Source organism: Streptomyces sp. NPDC025273, from assembly GCF_040638585.1.
In the GTDB taxonomy this organism is placed as follows: domain Bacteria; phylum Actinomycetota; class Actinomycetes; order Streptomycetales; family Streptomycetaceae; genus Streptomyces; species Streptomyces cinereorectus.
Map to the genome: position 1 here is coordinate 1,099,287 of NZ_JBEZYP010000001.1, position 18,114 is coordinate 1,117,400.

Below are 18,114 nucleotides of genomic sequence, written 5' to 3' on the forward strand. Positions count from 1 at the left end.
GGATTCGGTGGCGCGGTCGGTGCGAAAAGGCGGGCAACCCTACGCAGGCTCATGCTCGTGGGGGTCTGCGTGGCGGCGCTCGGCCTCGTGCCGGCGGCGGCGGTCGCGACACCGGGCAGCGGGGTGAGCGGCACGGTCGTCGCCGAAGGCACGTCCGAGGGCAGGCTGAAGGTGAAGACCCCCGAAGGCCGCGCGGATGTGACCTTCCGGAAGATCACGGTGGAGCCGGGCGGCTCCACCGGCTGGCACACCCACCGCGGACAGCTGATCGCGGTCGTCAAGTCCGGGACGCTGACGCGGACCCTCGACGACTGCTCGGTCGAGGTGACCCCCGCGGGGACGTCGTTCATCGAGCCGTCGGGGGCCGACCACCGGCACATCGGGCGCAACCTCGGCACGGAACCCGTCGTGTTGTGGGTGACCTATCTGCTCCCCGAGGGCAGCGCGCTCTCCGAGGACGCCGACGCGGTGGACTGCCCGTCCGCCTAGGACGCTCCGCGGCGCGCCCGGAACCGTGCCAGGTCCGGCGGGGTTCCAGGACCCGGCGGCGCGCGGCTCCGGCCGGCCGCGGGCGATGATGGCCGCGTGCGATTCGAACCGATCACCTGGGAACGGCTGGCCGAAGCCCTGGCCGAGCACGCCGACGGGATGGAAACGGCCGACGGCGGGCCCTGGCTCAGGATCGGCGTCGACGGCGCTCCGGCCGCCCGCCCTGGCGAGCAGGCCGAGCGCGTCGCCGGGGAGCTGCGGGCACGCGGCCGTGCGGTGCTCACCGTGTCCACCGGCGGATTCCTGCGCCCGGCGAGCCTGCGCTACGAGTACGGGAAGCGGGACCCCGACGCGTACGCCGACAGCTGGTTCGACACCGGCGCGCTGTGGCGGGAGGTGTTCCGTCCGCTGGAACCCGGCGGCGGCGGACGGGTGCTGCCGGACCTCTGGGACCCCGTGACGGACCGGGCCACCCGCAGCCCGTACCGGGTCCTGCCGGAGGGCGGGGTACTGATCCTGTACGGCCCGCTGCTCCTCGGGCACTGGTTCCCGTTCGACCTCGGCGTCCACCTGAGCCTGTCGGCCGGTGCGCTGCGGCGGCGCACCGAGGACGGCGAACGCTGGACCCTGCCCGCCTTCGCGCGGTACGAGGAGGAGGTGGCGCCCGCCGAACGCGCGGACGTGGTCGTCCGGACCGACGACCCGCACCGTCCCGCCTGGACCGGCATCGGAGCGTGAGCCCGCTGCCCCGCCCCTCCCCGCCCGGGCCGGCCGGAACGCGGCTACGGGCGGCGCGTGCGCGGCCCCGGGCGCCCGCCGACCGTCGCGACCGCCTCGGCCCCCGCACGGCAGCCGGCCGCGACCGCGGCGGTATCGTCCGCCCCCGCCAGGAGGGCCGCGAGGAAGCCACCGGTGAAGGCGTCCCCCGCGCCCGTCGAGTCGACCGGATCCCGGACGGCCGGGGCGGGGACACGCACCGTCACCGTGCCTCCGGAGGCCAGCAGGGCGCCCCGGTGCCCTAGGGTGACGGCGACCCGGCCGGCGTGCCGGCTCAGCTTCGCCGCCGCGTCGGCGGGTTCCGGCAGCCCGGTCAGCTCGCGGGCCTCGTCCGCGTTCGGCAGCAGCAGGTCCACGCCCTCGACCAGGTCCAGGAAGGCCCCGGCGCCCAGCACGGAGAGGAAGCCCGCCGACGCCGGGTCCACGCTCACCGGGACACCCCGCCGCCCGGCCTCCCGCAGCGCGAGGAGTGCCGTCGCCCGGCTCGTCGCCGCGAAGAGGAGGTAGCCGGAGACATGGAGCCGGGCGACACCGTCGAGCAGCGACGGCGACCAGTCACCGGGGGCGAGGCGCAGAACCGCGCCGCCGTCGGTGAGGAAGGTGCGCTCGGCAGAGGAGTCGACCAGGGCGACCACCGTGCCGGTCGGTGTCTCCTCGTCCACGGCCAGCAGCGGGCGAACCCCGGCCCGTTCCAGTGAGCCCCGGTGCCAGGCGGCGGAATCCGCCCCCGCCCGCGCGAGCAGCCGCACGTCCCGGCACCCCGAACGCACCGCCCAGCAGGCGACGTTGGCACCCGCCCCGCCCGGCAGCGTGCTGATCCGCGCAGCCGTGTCCGTACCGTGGACCAGGGCCCGGCCGTGCCGTACGACCACATCGGTGACCACGTCCCCGACGACGAGCAGGGCGCCCCCGGTCACCGTGCCGCCGCCGCCGCGATCTGCGCGGCGAGCCGCACATTCCCCCGTACGGCGGCCAGATTGGCCTCCAGGGACGCGCCGTCCGTCTCCCGGGTCAGGAACTCCAGCAGGAACGGTGTGACGGCCTGCCCCACGATCCCGCGCTCCCGGCAGGCCTCCAGGGCCCGGGCGAGCACCCGGTCGTGCACCGCGGGGTCCAACTGCTCCTGCTCCGGTACCGGATTGGCGACGACCAGCGCCGCGGGGGGACCGCCGAGCCCCTCCCGGGCCCGCATCACGTCCACCACCTCCTGCGGCGTACGGACCGTCCAGTTGACCGGCTCGCCCGAGCTGCTCAGGTAGAAGCCGGGGAAGTGGTCGGTGCCGTAGCCGAGTACGCCCACACCGAGCGTCTCGAGGCGCTGGAGGGTGGCCGGCACGTCCAGGATCGACTTCACGCCCGCGCAGACCACCGTGATGCCGGTCCGGGCGAGCAGCCGGAGATCCGCCGACTCGTCCTGGGTCCCGGTCCACCCCCGGTGGACGCCGCCGAGCCCTCCGGTCGCGAAGACGTCCAGTGCGCACCGTGCCGCCAGGAACGCGGTGGCGGACACGGTCGTCGCTCCGCTCGCGCCCGTGGCCAGCGCGGGCGCGAGGTCGCGGTGGCCCAGCTTCCGCATCGCCGGATCTCCCGCCACCCGTTCCAACTGGTCGGCCAACAGGCCCACATGGGCCCGGCCGTCCAGCACGGCGATGGTGGCGGGCACGGCACCGGCCTGGCGTACGAGGTCCTCCAGCTCCTGGGCGACCTGGAGATTACGGGGGCGGGGCAGACCGTGCGAGATGATCGTCGACTCCAGGGCGACGACGGGGCGCCCTTCGTCGAGAGCCTTCCGTACCTCGGCGGAGAGCTCGGGCGTGGGGTGGCCGGTTTCCTGCGACGTGGGTGCCGATGGGTTCCGATGCATGCCCCATCCCTGTCGCAGGCGCGGTGCCCGCAAACCCGGGCCGGTTCAGGCCTTGCCGGACACCGGCGACGGCCGGTGCAGCGCCCGCCGCAGGGCGAGCGCGGCCATCGGCAGCAGCAGGCAGGCGGCGGTCATGTTCAGCCAGCCGTAGCTCAGCCGGGAGACGATCACGCCGGCGATCGCGCCGCCGATGCCCGCCGCCGTGTTCATCGTGAGGTCCGACAGGCCCTGAACCGCCGCGCGGGCGGCCTGCGGAACGGAGTCGGTGAGCAGGGCCGAACCGGCGACCAGACCCGCCGACCAGCCGAGACCCAGGACGAACAGGCCCGCGGCGGTCCGGCCGTGACCCGCGCCCGCCGTGCCGGCCAGCAGCGCGGCGCAGCACAGCAGCCCGACGGCCAGCCCGATGACGGACAGCCTCCCCACCCGGTCGGAGAGCCAGCCCATCACGGGCGAGAACGCGTACATGCCCGCGATGTGACCGCTGATGACCAGCCCGATCAGCTGGATGTCCGCACCGTGGTGCCCGAGGTGGACCGGAGTCATCACCATGATCGAGACCATGGCGGTGTGGGACACGGCCACGGTCACCAGCGCCAGTCGGGCCATCGCGGAGGCCCGCACGGCCGCGACGCCCGCCCGCAAGGAGCGCTTCGCGGCGGCGCCGGTGTCCTGCGGAGCCAGCGCGCGGGCGGTGAGCAGAGGATCGGGGCGCAGCAGGACGGCGACCACGACGCCGGTGAGCAGGAAGATGACGGCCGCCCAGGCGAACGGGCCGGCCGTTTCGGGAACGGAGGTGCCCCGGAAGACCCGGCCGGCGGGAGCCGCGATGTTCGGACCGAGCACCGAACCGATCGTGGTGGCCCAGATGACGGTGGAGATCGCCCGCCCTCGGTGGTCCGGCTCGGCCAGATCGGCTGCGGCGAACCTGGCCTGGAGATTGGCCGACGAGCCGGCGCCGAACCCCGCCATGCCGAGGAGCAGCAGCGGGAAGCTGCCCACCACCGCGGCGGTCACCACCAGGGCCGCACCCGCCGCCCCGATCAGATAGGCGAGGACGAGTCCGGGGCGCCGGCCCCGCGAGGTCATCAGGGCGGCCAGCGGCAGGGACAGCAGCGCCGTGCCCGTCACGGAAGCGGTCGGAGCGAGCCCGGACAGTGCCTCGGAGCCGCCCACGTCCGCCGCCAGGATCGGGGCCAGGGCGATGCCTATGGCCACGCCGAGGCCGCCGAGTATCTGGCTGCCGATGAGGACGGCGGACGTCCTGCGCCGCAGGGCAGGAAGATCCGCGGCCGTGAACCGGGGGGTGGGGAGAGCGGTCGTCACCGCCGCAGTGTGCCAGCTCGCGCACCGATGCGACATGGGGTGTCCGGCTCGTGCGGGACCGCACCCGGTGCGCGGGTCCTTTGGAGCGGCGACGCCTAGAACAGCGGCTGCGGGAGTATCCCCTCGAGGGCGAGCAGCTGCCGCTTGGTCTCCAGCCCGCCGCCGAACCCGCCGAGCCCTCCGCCGCTCTCCACCACCCGGTGGCACGGCACCACCACCGGCAGGGGATTGGAACCCATGGCCGCCCCCACGGCCTGCGCGGCCCCGGGCTGCCCCACCCGCTCCGCGAGGTCCCCGTACCCCACGACCGTCCCGTACGGCACGCCGGAGGCCAGCTCGCGGAGCACTTCACGGTTGAATCCGGAGGCGAGCGACCAGTCCAGGGCCAGCGAGAACGTCCGCAGCCGGCCCGCGAAGTACGCGGCGAACTGGCGCTCGGGCTCGGCGAGCCGGGCGGAGCCGGGCGCCTCCACGGGCTCCACGCCCAGTCGTGTCCGCAGCCGCCCCAGGGCCGCGTCCCGGACCGCGGGACGCGCGTGGAAGACCACGCTCACCAGACCCGTGCCCGTCGCGGCGAGCAGCAGCGGCCCGACGTCGCTGGGCACGACTGACCACTGCACGCCCTGCTCCTCGCTGTCCATGCGACCACCATACGGGCGACCACCGACAGTCCCGCCCCGCCCGGTTGTGCCGGGGTCCTCAGCGGGTGGCGTCCCGGACGACATCGGGGTGGTTCGTGATGATGCCGTCGACGCCGAAGCCGGCCACCTCGGCCGCCTTCGCCGCGTCGTTGACGGTCCAGGTGTTCACCCGCAGCGGCTTGCCGTGGGCGCCCTTCAGCTTCTGCACCGCGGCCACGTAGTCGGCGTCGATCGTCGTGTACGACGGATTGATCTGGTCGGTGAACGCCGCGTACGACGGCAGATCGGCCGGCGTCGGGGTGCCCAGGAAGCCCGTCACGACGTCGGGACGCAGTGCGTGGACGGTTTTCACACTCTCTGCACCGAAGCTCTGGACGACCAGCCGGTGCTTGACGTGACTGCGGTCGAGCCACCCCTCCGCGCGCAGGACGCGCAGGGTCTCCCGCTCGATCCCAGGGGAGGTCTCCGGGCTCTTGATCTCCAGGAGCAGCTTCTGACGGTTGCGCTCGACGCGGTGCAGATACTGCGTGAGCGTCGGCACCCGGGCGCCCGCGAACCGCTCCCCGAACCAGCTGCCCGCGTCGAGCTTCGCGATCTCCGCCGCGGTGAAGTCCTTGACCGCCCAGGGTGCGCGGCCGGGGTAGACCTCCTCGGCGTCGGTGGTCCGCCTCAGGCCGGCGTCGTGCACCACGACCAGCACACCGTCCCTGGTGAGGCGCACGTCGTTCTCCACCCACGCGATGCCCAGTTCATGGGCCGCGTCCACGGCCGCCAGGGTGTTCTCCGGGGCGTAGGCCGAGGCCCCGCGGTGGGCCAGGACGACCGGGCCGGGCCGGTGGCCCGCGGCCTGCGACGGGGAGGCGGGCAGCAGGACGCAGCCGCCCAGCAGGGCGGCGACCGCCGCGGAGGTGGTTGCTGTGCGTACGGACACGTGTACTCCTCGCGTCGAGGTGGGGACAGGGAGAGACTCCCAGCCGATTCCCAACGGGCGACAGGCCGGGGATGACCATGATGTGAACGCATTGTTCGGTACCGGAGCACCGGCCGCCACGCGGGCGGATAAAATGCCGTTCCTACGTTTGCTTGCCGGGCCTCGCCCCTTAGGGTCACCCCCGAACCCGGGCTTCCGCGAAGGGCGTACCAGCATGCAGGGCACAGTTGACGGATTCAGTTACGGCCTCGTGACCCCGGTCGCGGCCTTCCTCATGGCCTGCCTCGGCGCGGCTCTCGGCCTGCGCTGCACCACGCGGTCCCTGCGCGCGCACCGCGCCCCCAAGGCGGGCTGGCTGGCCCTCGGGGCGACCTCCATAGGCTCGGGCATCTGGACGATGCACTTCATCGCGATGGTGGGCTTCAGCATCGAGCGGACGACGATGAGCTACGACAGGCCGCTCACCTTCGCCAGCCTCGCCGTGGCCGTCGTCATGGTCGGGATCGGCATCTTCCTCGTCGGCTACCGGGGCGCGACCCGCATGGCGCTGGTCACCGGCGGCACCGTCACCGGCCTCGGTGTCGCCTCCATGCACTACCTAGGCATGGCCGGGATGCGCTTCGAGGGCGAGTTCGCGTACGACACCTTCACGGTCACGCTCTCCGTCGTCATCGCCGTGGTGGCCGCGACCGCGTCACTCTGGGCGGCGGTCTCCATCCACGGCTTCCTGCCCAGCCTCGGCGCGAGCGTGGTCATGGGTGTCGCGGTGAGCGGGATGCACTACACCGGAATGGCCGCGCTCCGGGTGCACCTGCACCCCGCCGCCCTGCCGGGCGCGCCGGGTGACTCGCCCACCTCGCTGCTCCTCCCGATGATGCTCGGGCCGGGCTGCTTCCTCCTCCTCGCCGGGGTGATCGTGCTGTTCGACCCCCTGGCGGTCACGGGTGGCCCCGGCGGCCGGGACCGCCCGCCCGGACACGCCCCGCGCAGCCCCGGGCAGGTCGCCGCCATCCCCTTCCAGCGCCGACGCGCGTCCGCCGGAACCCTCGCCGGCAGGGGATACCGCCGGCCCCGGAACCACTGATCCGACGCCGTTGTCAGTGGCGGGTCGTACGGTGGTTGCATGCGGCCCGTTTCGAAGATCGAACGTTCGATGGCGCCTTTCGAGGTCGTCAGTCCCTACCAGCCCAGCGGTGACCAGCCCGCGGCCATCGCCGAGCTGGAGCGGCGAGTCCGTGCCGGGGAGAAGGACATCGTGCTGCTCGGTGCGACCGGCACCGGAAAGTCGGCGACGACGGCCTGGATGATCGAGAAGCTGCAGCGCCCCACCCTCGTGATGGCGCCGAACAAGACGCTGGCCGCCCAGCTCGCCAACGAGTTCCGCGAGCTCCTCCCGAACAACGCCGTCGAGTACTTCGTCTCGTACTACGACTACTACCAGCCCGAGGCGTACGTACCGCAGTCGGACACCTACATCGAGAAGGACTCCTCGATCAACGAGGAGGTCGAACGGCTGCGTCACTCCGCCACGAATTCGCTGCTCACCCGGCGCGACGTCGTCGTTGTGGCCTCCGTCTCGTGCATCTACGGCCTCGGTACGCCCCAGGAGTACGTGGACCGGATGGTCCAGCTCAAGGTCGGCGACGAGGTCGACCGCGACCAGCTGCTGCGCCGCTTCGTCGAGATCCAGTACACCCGCAACGACCTGGCGTTCACCCGGGGAACCTTCCGGGTGCGCGGCGACACCATCGAGATCTTTCCGGTCTACGAGGAGCTCGCCGTCCGCATCGAGATGTTCGGCGACGAGATCGAGGCCCTGTCCACGCTCCACCCGCTCACCGGCGAGGTCATCAGCGAGGACCGGTCGCTCCACGTCTTCCCCGCCAGCCACTACGTGGCGGGCCCCGAGCGCATGGAGAAGGCGGTCGGCGGCATCGAGAAGGAGCTCGAACAGCGCCTCGCCGAGCTGGAGAAGCAGGGCAGGATGCTGGAGGCCCAGCGGCTGCGCATGCGCACGACGTACGACATCGAGATGCTCCGCCAGATCGGCACCTGCTCCGGCGTCGAGAACTACTCGATGCACTTCGACGGCCGTGACCCCGGCACCGCCCCCAACACCCTCCTCGACTACTTCCCCGAGGACTTCCTCCTCGTCCTGGACGAGTCGCACGTCACCGTGCCGCAGATCGGCGCGATGTACGAGGGCGACGCCTCCCGCAAGCGGACCCTCGTCGACCACGGCTTCCGGCTGCCGTCCGCCCTGGACAACCGCCCGCTGAAGTGGGAGGAGTTCCTGGGCAGGATCAACCAGACCGTCTACCTCTCCGCCACCCCGGGGAAGTACGAGCTCTCCCGGGGCGACGGCTTCGTGGAGCAGATCATCCGGCCCACCGGACTGGTCGACCCGGAGGTCGTCGTCAAGCCCACCGAGGGCCAGATCGACGACCTGGTGCACGAGATCCGCAAGCGGACGGAGAAGGACGAGCGGGTCCTGGTCACCACCCTCACCAAGAAGATGTCCGAGGACCTCACGGACTACTTCCTGGAGCTCGGCATCCAGGTCCGCTATCTGCACAGCGACGTCGACACCCTGCGCCGCATCGAGCTGCTGCGCGAGCTGCGGTCCGGCGAGTACGACGTGCTGGTCGGCATCAACCTGCTGCGTGAGGGCCTCGACCTGCCGGAGGTGTCGCTCGTGGCCATCCTCGACGCGGACAAGCAGGGCTTCCTGCGGTCGGGCACCTCACTGATCCAGACCATCGGACGCGCCGCCCGTAACGTCTCCGGGCAGGTCCACATGTACGCGGACAAGATCACCCCGGCGATGGCACAGGCCATCGACGAGACCAACCGCCGCCGTGAGAAGCAGATCGCGTACAACACCGAACGCGGGCTCGACCCGCAGCCGCTCCGCAAGAAGATCAACGACATCGTCGCGACCATCGCCCGAGAGGAGGTCGACACGGAGCAGCTGCTCGGCACGGGCTACCGGCAGGGGAAGGGCGCCAAGGCCCCGGTCCCCGCGCTCGGCGGGAAGACCGCACCCGGCGGCAGGGCCAAGGGGGACGGCGCGGCCGTCACCGACCGGCCCGCCACGGAGCTCGCCGGGATCATCGAGGAGATGACGGACCGCATGCGGGCCGCCGCCGCCGATCTGCAGTTCGAGGTGGCCGCCCGGCTGCGCGACGAGGTGGGGGAACTGAAGAAGGAACTGCGGCAGATGAGGGAGGCGGGTCTGGCCTGACCCGTGCGCCACAGGGTGTGTTGCAAGAGCGACACAAAAACGGCCCATCCCTGCTTCGGTCCCCACCGGACTGCGTAGGGTTCGGGGAAACCGCACACGGACGGTTGCGGGGCAGAAGCGGAGAGGGGACAGCGCGTGACGGTCAATATGACCAAGGGTCAGGCCATCAGCCTGCAGAAGAGCGACGGGGGGACCCTGACCGCGGTACGGATGGGGCTCGGATGGCAGGCGGCTCCGCGCCGCGGACTGTTCGGCTCGCGCACGCGGGAGATCGACCTGGACGCCTCGGCGGTGCTCTTCGCCGACAAGCAGCCCGTGGACGTCGTCTTCTTCCGCCACCTCGTCAGCGATGACGGCTCGGTCAAGCACACCGGTGACAACCTGGTCGGCGGCGCCGGCTCGGGCGGCGACGACGAGGCGATCCTGGTCGACCTGCAGCGCGTCCCGGTCCACATCGACCAGATCGTCTTCACGGTGAACTCCTTCACCGGCCAGACGTTCCAGGAAGTGCAGAACGCTTTCTGCCGCATCGTCGACGAGACCAACGGCCAGGAGCTCGCCCGCTACACGCTCGACGGCGGCGGGCAGTACACGGCGCAGATCATGGCGAAGGTGCACCGCGCCGGCAGCGGCTGGCAGATGACCGCCCTCGGCAACCCGGCCAACGGCCGGACCTTCCAGGACCTGATGCCGTCGATCCTGCCGCACCTCTAGGCACGGAGGGCACGGCCGGGCGAGGCCGGACCCGGTCCACATCTGTACGAGCAGCTCCCGGAGGCACCCGCCGCCGGGAGCTGCGCCCATGGCAGGGCACCACACCGAACGTCGAGGGGACAGGGCGATGACGGCCGAGCTGGTCCGGGGGCAGAACCACACCTTGCCCCAGACCCGTCTGGAGATCAGGGTGTCGGCGGGATCTCCCGTCGTGGCCGGGGCCACCCTCGGGGACGAGCGGGGCACGGTCCACGGCGCGGAGTGGATCGCCCACCCCGGATCGCCGCAGCTCCCCGGGCTGGAGGTCTCCCGGCAGGCCGCGGCCGACCACCGGCTCGCGGTGGACCTCGACGCCCTGCCCGGCGCGGTGCACCGCGTCACCGTGCTGCTGGCCCTGCCCCTGGGGGCCGGCCGGCCCGTCACGTTCGGCTCGGTCGCTGCGCCGTTCGTCGTCGTCACCGGACTCGACGGCACCGAGATCGCCACCTTCACCCTCACGGGCCTGGACGCGGAGTCCGCCGTGACGGCCCTGGAGCTCTACCGCCGGCAGGGCGTCTGGAAGGTCCGCGCCGTCGGCCAGGGATACGCCGCGGGACTGGCCGGGATGCTCGCCGACCAGGGCGTGGCCCGCGCTGCGGAGCTCGCCGCCTCGATACAGGAGGCCGTCGCCTCCGGGCTCGCCCGCTCCGTGGCACCCGCGCCGCCCCGCACCCCGGAAGGCCGGCGCGTCCGCCACCCCGCCCGTCCCGCGCCTTCAGCGGGCGGCGGGCAGCCGCCCGTGCCACCCGCGGGCGGCGACCGGCACCCCGCGCCCTCCCCGGGATCCGAGCCGCTCGGGGAGCCCTCCCCGGTGCCTGCCGCGGACTCCACGGCGGGCGGCCCCATCGACTACGCCCACCCGCGCCGCCGGACCTCCGCCCCGCCCCCTCCTCCGGCAGCCCCGCCCGCCGCACCCGGACAGCCCGCGCGGCCCGTGGCCGGTGACGCCGGCGGCTGGTCCATGGACGAACGCCTCTACAACCAGATCTGGGGCATGTTCGAGGACCTGGCCCGCGCCGTCGCCGCCTACCGCAGCGCCGCCGACTTCGCCGAGTCCCGGATGGACCAGGAGCTCGACCGGACCCTTTCCGACCCGCGCAGCCGCATCGGCGGTGCGGGCGACCGGGCCCGGGAGGAAGCCAGGGCCAAGCGCGACGAACTCACCGCCCGGGCCCGTGAGGCCCTCGACCGTGATCTGGCCCAGCTCGCCGCCGAGTCCGCCGTGGTGGAGCCCGCCCTCCCCGCCGCGTATGCGGGGTGGGACAACCCCGTCTGGCACGGTTACCGCGTGCCGATGGAGAACCCCATGGCGCTGCGCATCGGTGACCTGCGTCTGCCCGAGTGTGCTGACCTGCGCATCCCGCTACTGGTACGGCTGCCGCTGGAACGCGGGATATGGATCGACAGCGGTCGTACGGCCTCCGAGGCGGCCGCGTCGACGGACGGCGACCAGCTGCGCCGACTGGCCATGGAGACCGCGGTCGCCATGGCGGTCCGGCTGCTCGCCGTCCACCCGGCGGGCGAGTTCTCGGTCCATGTCATCGATCCGGCCGCCTCCGCCGTCGGCGCGCTCGCCCCGCTGACCGGTTCCGGGGTGCTCGCCGGACCGCCCGCCACCGGAGCCGGGGGCGTGGCCTCGGTCCTCGCGCACCTCACCCGGCGCGTCGATCTGGTGCAGATGGCGATCAGGGCCGGTGCCGCCGACTCGCTCCCGCCGGACCTGGACACGGGCGAGCAACTGCTGATCGTCAACGACTTCCCGCACGGCTTCGACGACCGGGCCGTCACCCAGCTGCGCTATCTCGCCGACGAGGGCCCCGCCGTGGGCGTGCACCTGCTGATGGTCGCCGACCGCGAGGACGCCCGCGCCTACGGCCCGGTGCTCGACCCGCTGTGGCGGTCGCTGCTGCGGATCACCCCCGTCGCGGACGACCACCTCGCCGACCCGTGGGTGGGCCATGCCTGGACGTACGAGCCGCTGAGGGCGCCGCAGGGGAGTCGCGTCCTGGAGCAGGTCCTCGCCCTGGTGGCTGCGGCGCGCCGCACCGGCTACCGCTGAACCAGGGACTCCGAAAGGCTCCGACCTGGCGTTTTGATCATCCCTTGCCTGCGACTTTACCTATTCTTGGTGTTTCCTGTACTGTTCTTTGGGCGGAGGGGAGTACTCCCGATCGCGGCGTTCCCGTCAGTACGGACTGTGACCGGTCCCGGGGCGCCGGCCCGGCGCGCAGCCCGCGCGCCCAGGGTGGAAGAGACCTCCGGCAGCGACGACGCTGATCTATAGCCGTAGCGAACTGCCGGAGGCGCAGTGGACGTTTCATGGACTCTCTGGACGCTGACCATTCTCGGTCTCGTCGCCCTCATCTCCGTCGACTTCTTCATCGGGCGCAAGCCCCATGACGTCTCGACCAAGGAAGCCGGGATCTGGACCGTCGTCTGGATCGCGCTGGCCGTGCTCTTCGGGCTCGGTCTGCTGGTCTTCGGCGAAAGCCAGGCCTCCGGCGAATTCTTCGCCGGCTTCATCACCGAGAAGTCACTCAGTGTGGACAATCTCTTCGTCTTCGTCCTGATCATGGCGAAGTTCTCGGTGCCCTCCCACCTCCAGCAGCGGGTGCTGCTCATCGGTGTGCTGATCGCCCTGGTGCTCCGAGCGATCTTCATCGCCGCGGGTGCCGCGGTCATCGCCAACTTCTCCTGGGTCTTCTACATCTTCGGCGCGTTCCTGATCTACACCGCCTGGAAGCTGATCCAGGAGGCGCGGGCCGACGACGAGGAGGAGGAGTTCGAGGAGAACCGTCTCCTGAAGTCGATCGAGCACCGCTTCGGTGTCGCCGACAGGTATCACGGGACCAAGCTCTTCATCCGGAACAACGGCAAGCGCGTCCTGACCCCGCTCATGGTGGTCATGCTCGCCATCGGCACCACCGATGTGCTGTTCGCCCTGGACTCCATCCCCGCGATCTTCGGCCTGACCCAGGACCCGTACATCGTCTTCACCGCCAACGCGTTCGCCCTGATGGGTCTGCGGCAGCTGTACTTCCTCATCGGCGGTCTGCTGAAGAAGCTGGTCCACCTCAGCTACGGGCTCTCGGTGATCCTCGGCTTCATCGGCGTGAAGCTGGTGCTGCACGCACTGCACGAGTCCGGGGTGCACGTCCCCGAGATCTCCATCCCGTTCTCCCTCTCCGTCATCTGCGGCGTCCTGGTGATCACCACGATCACCAGCCTGATCGCCAACAAGAAGCAGGAGGCGGCCGAGAAGGCCGAGGTGGCGAAGACGGCCGACGAGGAGAACGAGAACGTCGGCGCCGAGAAGTAGCAGGCGGCAGCCGGAAGGCGGTCCGAAGGACGGCGGCGGCCGGGGCCCTCAAGGGCACCCGGCCGCCGCCGTCCGTCGTGCGTTGCGCTCCTCGGCGCATCCGGACCGGGGAGGCCCGAGGCGTCTACCAGCCTCGCGCCCGCCACTCGGCGAGGTGCGGGCGTTCGTCACCGAGGGTGGTGTCGTTCCCGTGGCCCGGATAGATCCACGTCTCGTCCGGAAGGGTCCCGAAGATCTTCTCCTCGAGGTCGTCCATCAGTGACGTGAAGTCCGTGGGACTCGTTGTCCGCCCGGGGCCTCCGGGAAAGAGGCAGTCCCCGGTGAACAGGTGCGGTGCCCCGTGCGGGTCGTCGTAGACCAGCGCGACGGACCCCGGGGTGTGTCCGGTGAGGTGCCGGGCGGTCAGCGAGACCCGGCCCACCCGGATCGTGTCGCCGTCCTCGACGCGTACGTCCGTCGGGACGGGGATGCCCTCCGCGTCGTGCACCCCGGCGTAGGTGCGTGCTCCGGTGGCCGCCACGACCTCGCCGAGCGCCTGCCAGTGGTCGCCGTGCCGGTGGGTCGTGACGACGGACGCGATGCCGTCCGCGCCGATCAGCCGCAGCAGGGTCCCGGCCTCGTCGGCCGCGTCGATCAGCAGCTGCTCACCGGTGGCCCGGCAGCGCAGCAGGTAGGCGTTGTTGTCCATCGGACCGACGGCGACCTTGGAGATCATCAAGTCCGTCAGCTCGTGCACGTCCGCAGGCCCGCCGACCTTCACCGCTCCGCTGTACGTCATGCGTCCCAGCCTATAGCGGGGGCAGCACGGGAAGACGCCCGCCTTCCACCGTGAGTCCGGAGCCGTCACGGCGTCCGCAGAGCCAGCCGAGGATGTCAGGGGCCGTGCCCCGGACGACGACCGATCCGCCGTCGGCGCCGCCGCCCGTGGTCCAGAGCCTGCCGTCCTCGGTCACCGCCGTCGTGGGAACCACCTCGGGATGGCCGGCGAACCGCTCCGCCAGGAAGTCGTTCTCCCGGATCACGAACTCCTCCGGGAGGTCCTCCAGCTCGTGGCCCACCGCCAGGTCGACATGGTGCAGCGCGACCTCGGCCCAGCGGCGGAACGGGATCCGGGAGGCCGAGTCCGTGACGCCGTTGCGCATCGTGACCGTCCGGGACCAGTCGGCCGGCTCGGCCGCCGCGGCCAGGAAGCCGGCCGAGCTGTCCCGCAGGTCGGCGAGCTGCTCGGTGCGCGGCCGGGTCGAGTCGCGTGCGATATCGGCGTCCCGGGTTTCGCTGCTCGCGTACATGGGACGTCCCCGGAGAACATTTACGAGGGCGTCGGCGTTACGTGACAGGTGGGCGAGAACATGGCCGCGGCTCCAGCCCGGCAGACGCGACGGCTCGGCGAGCGCGGCGTCGTCCAGTCCGGCCGTCGCTCGGAGCAGCCGACCGGTTGCTTCACGTACGGCTTCCAGGTCGTGCGCATGATCAATCATGAGCCGAGCGTAGCCCCGTCCACTCATTCGGGTGAAGGAGTCCGCAGCCGGTCATAAATCGAATGCGCGTGCTATACGCTCGGAGTCCAAAGCTTCCTCCATCGCTGTGGCGCCCCCCATGCCCTGGGCAGGGGCTCAGTTCCCCCACTTCTCTCCAGAAAGGTGCGGACCGGCGTGGCCGACCGTCTCATCGTCCGTGGCGCGCGCGAGCACAACCTGAAGAACGTCTCGCTCGACCTCCCCCGTGACTCCCTCATCGTCTTCACCGGGCTCTCCGGGTCGGGCAAGTCCTCCCTCGCGTTCGACACGATCTTCGCCGAGGGCCAGCGGCGCTACGTGGAGTCCCTCTCCTCCTACGCCCGCCAGTTCCTCGGCCAGATGGACAAGCCGGACGTCGACTTCATCGAAGGCCTCTCGCCCGCAGTCTCCATCGACCAGAAGTCGACCTCGCGCAACCCGCGCTCGACGGTCGGCACCATCACCGAGGTCTACGACTACCTCCGGCTGCTCTTCGCCAGGATCGGCAAGCCGCACTGTCCCGAGTGCCGCAGGCCCATCTCCCGCCAGTCGCCGCAGGCCATCGTCGACAAGGTGCTCAGCCTGCCCGAGGGCAGCCGTTTCCAGGTGCTCTCCCCGCTCGTGCGTGAGCGCAAGGGCGAGTTCGTCGACCTCTTCGCCGACCTGCAGACCAAGGGCTACAGCCGGGCCCGGGTCGACGGCGAGACGATCCAGCTGTCCGAGCCGCCCAAGCTGAAGAAGCAGGAGAAGCACACCATCGAGGTGGTCATCGACCGCCTCACGGTGAAGGACGGCGCCAAGCGGCGGCTGACCGACTCCGTCGAGACCGCGCTGGGCCTCTCCGGCGGCATGGTCGTGCTCGACTTCGTCGATCTCGAGGCGGACGACCCCGAGCGTGAGCGGATGTACTCCGAGCACCTCTACTGCCCGTACGACGACCTCTCCTTCGAGGAGCTGGAACCCCGCTCCTTCTCCTTCAACTCGCCGTTCGGCGCCTGCCCCGACTGCACGGGCATCGGCACGCGGATGGAGGTCGACCCGGAGCTGATCGTCCCGGACGAGGACAAGTCCCTCGACGAGGGCGCGATCCACCCCTGGTCGCACGGCCACACCAAGGAGTACTTCGGACGCCAGATCGGCGCGCTCGCCGACGCCCTCGGATTCCGCACGGACATCCCCTGGGCCGGCCTGCCGCAGCGCGCCAGGAAGGCGCTGCTGCACGGTCACAAGATCCAGACCGAGGTGCGCTACCGCAACAGGTACGGGCGCGAGCGCGCCTACACCACCCCCTCCTTCGAGGGTGCGGTGCAGTTCGTCAAGAGGCGCCACTCCGAGGCCGAGAGCGACTCCAGCAGGGAGCGCTTCGAGGGCTACATGCGCGAGGTGCCGTGCCCGACCTGTGAGGGCACCCGGCTCAAGCCGATCGTGCTCGCGGTGACGGTGATGGAGAAGTCCATCGCCCAGGTCGCCGCGATGTCGATCAGCGAGTGCGCCGAATTCCTGGGCCGGCTCAAGCTGAACGCCCGCGACAAGAGGATCGCCGAGCGGGTGCTCAAGGAGGTCAACGAGCGCCTGAAGTTCCTCGTCGACGTGGGCCTCGACTACCTCTCGCTGAACCGCGCCGCGGGCACCCTGTCCGGCGGCGAGGCCCAGCGCATCCGGCTCGCCACCCAGATCGGCTCCGGGCTCGTCGGCGTGCTGTACGTGCTGGACGAGCCGTCCATCGGCCTGCACCAGCGCGACAACCACCGGCTGATCGAGACCCTGGTCCGGCTCCGGGACATGGGCAACACGCTCATCGTCGTCGAACACGACGAGGACACCATCAAGGTCGCCGACTGGGTCGTCGACATCGGACCCGGCGCCGGGGAGCACGGCGGCAAGGTCGTCCACTCCGGCTCGCTCGAGGAACTGCTGGCCAACAAGGAGTCGGTCACCGGCCAGTACCTCTCCGGCGAGCGGGCGATCGCGATGCCCGGCATCCGGCGCCCCGTGGACCCCGAGCGCCTGCTCACGGTGCACGGTGCCCGCGAGAACAACCTCCAGGACATCGACGTCTCCTTCCCGCTCGGTGTGCTCACGGCGGTCACCGGTGTCTCCGGTTCGGGGAAGTCGACCCTGGTCAACGACATCCTGTACACCCACCTGGCGCGCGAGCTCAACGGTGCCAAGTCGGTGCCCGGGCGGCACACCCGGGTCGACGGCGACGACCTCGTCGACAAGGTGGTGCATGTCGACCAGTCGCCGATCGGACGTACGCCCCGGTCCAACCCGGCCACGTACACCGGAGTCTTCGACCACGTCCGCAGGCTGTTCGCCGAGACGATGGAGGCGAAGGTGCGCGGCTATCTGCCGGGCCGCTTCTCCTTCAACGTCAAGGGCGGGCGCTGTGAGAACTGCTCCGGCGACGGCACGATCAAGATCGAGATGAACTTCCTGCCCGATGTGTACGTTCCGTGCGAGGTCTGCCACGGAGCGCGGTACAACCGGGAGACCCTGGAGGTCCACTACAAGGGCAAGTCCATCGCCGAGGTCCTGGACATGCCGATCGAGGAGGGCCTGGAATTCTTCGAGGCCGTCCCCACGATCGCCCGCCACCTGCGCACGCTCAACGAGGTGGGTCTCGGATACGTCAGGCTCGGCCAGTCCGCGCCGACGCTGTCCGGCGGTGAGGCGCAGCGCGTGAAGCTGGCGAGCGAGCTGCAGAAGCGCTCCACCGGGCGCACGGTCTACGTGCTGGACGAGCCGACCACCGGTCTGCACTTCGAGGACATCAGCAAGCTCATCAGTGTCCTCTCGGGCCTCGTCGACAAGGGCAACACGGTGATCGTCATCGAGCACAACCTCGATGTCGTCAAGACCGCCGACTGGGTCATCGACATGGGTCCCGAGGGCGGCAAGGGTGGCGGCCTGGTCATCGCCGAGGGCTCCCCGGAGCATGTCGCCTCGGTGCCGGCCAGCCACACCGGGAAGTTCCTCCAGACGGTCCTGGGCGCGGACCGGATCAGCGAGGCCGCCGCGGTGCCCGCGGCCCGCAGGGCGACCGCGAAGAAGGCGGTCGCCGCGAAGGCGGCCCCGGCGCGCAGCACGGCCACGGCCCGGACCGCGGACAGGGCGGCGGCCGGGAAGCCCGCACCGAAGAAGGCCGCTCGCACCAGGAAGGCCTGAGAGGTTCCGGCGAGGCGGCCCCCGGCACCCCGGGGGCCGCCTCCGTGCCCTCCGGCCCGCCGGGCGGGGCCGGTCGAAGGTGCGGCGTTCTCCGTCGGTATCGTCG

General features: G+C 71.4%; 15 protein-coding genes. 8 read left to right on the top strand and 7 right to left on the bottom strand.

Annotation, left to right across the window (positions count from 1 at the left end):
* The first annotated feature begins 51 nt into the window (after nucleotides 1-51).
* Both AB0F38_RS04820 and AB0F38_RS04825 read left to right on the top strand, forming a co-directional pair.
* Nucleotides 52-489: a cupin domain-containing protein gene (locus AB0F38_RS04820; protein WP_361886582.1), complete on the top strand. Its 438-nt coding sequence runs from the start codon at nucleotides 52-54 to the stop codon at nucleotides 487-489.
* Nucleotides 490-585: 96 nt separating this feature from the next.
* The gene (locus tag AB0F38_RS04825) at nucleotides 586-1,227 is read left to right on the top strand and encodes a uridine kinase (RefSeq protein WP_361886585.1); all 642 of its coding nucleotides are present in this window, start codon (nucleotides 586-588) and stop codon (nucleotides 1,225-1,227) included.
* A gap of 44 nt (nucleotides 1,228-1,271) precedes the next feature.
* On the opposite strand, the gene AB0F38_RS04830 is transcribed toward AB0F38_RS04825, so the two are convergent.
* The 5 genes from AB0F38_RS04830 to AB0F38_RS04850 form a co-directional block, all read right to left on the bottom strand.
* Complete coding sequence (locus AB0F38_RS04830; RefSeq protein ID WP_361886587.1) at nucleotides 1,272-2,183, bottom strand: sugar kinase; 912 nt, start codon at nucleotides 2,181-2,183, stop codon at nucleotides 1,272-1,274.
* Nucleotides 2,180-3,130 (bottom strand): pseudouridine-5'-phosphate glycosidase, encoded by a 951-nt coding sequence (locus AB0F38_RS04835; RefSeq protein ID WP_361886590.1) that lies wholly within the window; start codon nucleotides 3,128-3,130, stop codon nucleotides 2,180-2,182. The genes AB0F38_RS04830 and AB0F38_RS04835 overlap by 4 nt, the downstream gene beginning before the upstream one ends.
* 45 nt (nucleotides 3,131-3,175) lie before the next feature.
* Nucleotides 3,176-4,456, bottom strand: a complete 1,281-nt coding sequence (locus AB0F38_RS04840; protein ID WP_361886592.1) for an MFS transporter — start codon at nucleotides 4,454-4,456, stop codon at nucleotides 3,176-3,178.
* Between the two features lie 95 nt (nucleotides 4,457-4,551).
* Nucleotides 4,552-5,097, bottom strand: a complete 546-nt coding sequence (locus AB0F38_RS04845; protein WP_361886594.1) for a methylated-DNA--[protein]-cysteine S-methyltransferase — start codon at nucleotides 5,095-5,097, stop codon at nucleotides 4,552-4,554.
* Nucleotides 5,098-5,155: 58 nt separating this feature from the next.
* Nucleotides 5,156-6,028, bottom strand: a complete 873-nt coding sequence (locus tag AB0F38_RS04850) for a glycerophosphodiester phosphodiesterase family protein (RefSeq protein WP_361886597.1) — start codon at nucleotides 6,026-6,028, stop codon at nucleotides 5,156-5,158.
* A gap of 214 nt (nucleotides 6,029-6,242) precedes the next feature.
* Between AB0F38_RS04850 and AB0F38_RS04855 the strand changes: the two genes are divergently transcribed.
* From AB0F38_RS04855 to AB0F38_RS04875, 5 genes are all read left to right on the top strand, one after another.
* The gene (locus AB0F38_RS04855) at nucleotides 6,243-7,112 is read left to right on the top strand and encodes an MHYT domain-containing protein (RefSeq protein ID WP_361886600.1); all 870 of its coding nucleotides are present in this window, start codon (nucleotides 6,243-6,245) and stop codon (nucleotides 7,110-7,112) included.
* A 39-nt stretch (nucleotides 7,113-7,151) separates the two neighbouring features.
* The gene (gene uvrB / locus AB0F38_RS04860; RefSeq protein WP_361886603.1) at nucleotides 7,152-9,272 is read left to right on the top strand and encodes an excinuclease ABC subunit UvrB; all 2,121 of its coding nucleotides are present in this window, start codon (nucleotides 7,152-7,154) and stop codon (nucleotides 9,270-9,272) included.
* A 135-nt stretch (nucleotides 9,273-9,407) separates the two neighbouring features.
* Nucleotides 9,408-9,986 (top strand): TerD family protein, encoded by a 579-nt coding sequence (locus AB0F38_RS04865; RefSeq protein ID WP_096629140.1) that lies wholly within the window; start codon nucleotides 9,408-9,410, stop codon nucleotides 9,984-9,986.
* A 127-nt stretch (nucleotides 9,987-10,113) separates the two neighbouring features.
* Complete coding sequence (locus AB0F38_RS04870; protein WP_361886607.1) at nucleotides 10,114-12,084, top strand: TerD family protein; 1,971 nt, start codon at nucleotides 10,114-10,116, stop codon at nucleotides 12,082-12,084.
* 249 nt (nucleotides 12,085-12,333) lie between these two features.
* Nucleotides 12,334-13,344, top strand: coding sequence for a TerC family protein (locus tag AB0F38_RS04875; RefSeq protein WP_361886610.1), 1,011 nt, complete (start codon nucleotides 12,334-12,336; stop codon nucleotides 13,342-13,344).
* Between the two features lie 124 nt (nucleotides 13,345-13,468).
* Here AB0F38_RS04875 and AB0F38_RS04880 read toward each other — a convergent pair whose 3' ends face one another.
* Nucleotides 13,469-14,122 carry an MBL fold metallo-hydrolase gene (locus AB0F38_RS04880; RefSeq protein WP_361886614.1) on the bottom strand — a complete coding sequence of 218 codons (654 nt, stop codon included), beginning with the start codon at nucleotides 14,120-14,122 and terminating at the stop codon, nucleotides 13,469-13,471.
* 10 nt (nucleotides 14,123-14,132) lie between these two features.
* A complete protein-coding gene (locus AB0F38_RS04885; protein ID WP_361886617.1) occupies nucleotides 14,133-14,822 on the bottom strand; it encodes a maleylpyruvate isomerase family mycothiol-dependent enzyme in 690 nt (229 codons plus the stop codon).
* 174 nt (nucleotides 14,823-14,996) lie between these two features.
* Here AB0F38_RS04885 and uvrA point away from each other — a divergent pair, with 174 nt between their 5' ends.
* Nucleotides 14,997-18,008: an excinuclease ABC subunit UvrA gene (uvrA, locus tag AB0F38_RS04890; RefSeq protein WP_361886620.1), complete on the top strand. Its 3,012-nt coding sequence runs from the start codon at nucleotides 14,997-14,999 to the stop codon at nucleotides 18,006-18,008.
* The last annotated feature ends 106 nt before the right edge of the window (nucleotides 18,009-18,114 follow it).

What these genes read in the sequence shown, in the direction of transcription:
- AB0F38_RS04820 (WP_361886582.1), top strand. Translation starts at nt 52, where the DNA reads ATGCTCGTGGGGGTCTGCGTGGCGGCGCTCGGCCTCGTGCCGGCGGCG.
- AB0F38_RS04835 (WP_361886590.1), bottom strand. Translation starts at nt 3,130, where the DNA reads ATGCATCGGAACCCATCGGCACCCACGTCGCAGGAAACCGGCCACCCC.
- AB0F38_RS04845 (WP_361886594.1), bottom strand. Translation starts at nt 5,097, where the DNA reads ATGGACAGCGAGGAGCAGGGCGTGCAGTGGTCAGTCGTGCCCAGCGAC.
- AB0F38_RS04855 (WP_361886600.1), top strand. Translation starts at nt 6,243, where the DNA reads ATGCAGGGCACAGTTGACGGATTCAGTTACGGCCTCGTGACCCCGGTC.
- uvrB (WP_361886603.1), top strand. Translation starts at nt 7,152, where the DNA reads ATGCGGCCCGTTTCGAAGATCGAACGTTCGATGGCGCCTTTCGAGGTC.
- AB0F38_RS04870 (WP_361886607.1), top strand. Translation starts at nt 10,114, where the DNA reads ATGACGGCCGAGCTGGTCCGGGGGCAGAACCACACCTTGCCCCAGACC.
- AB0F38_RS04880 (WP_361886614.1), bottom strand. Translation starts at nt 14,122, where the DNA reads ATGACGTACAGCGGAGCGGTGAAGGTCGGCGGGCCTGCGGACGTGCAC.
- AB0F38_RS04885 (WP_361886617.1), bottom strand. Translation starts at nt 14,822, where the DNA reads ATGATTGATCATGCGCACGACCTGGAAGCCGTACGTGAAGCAACCGGT.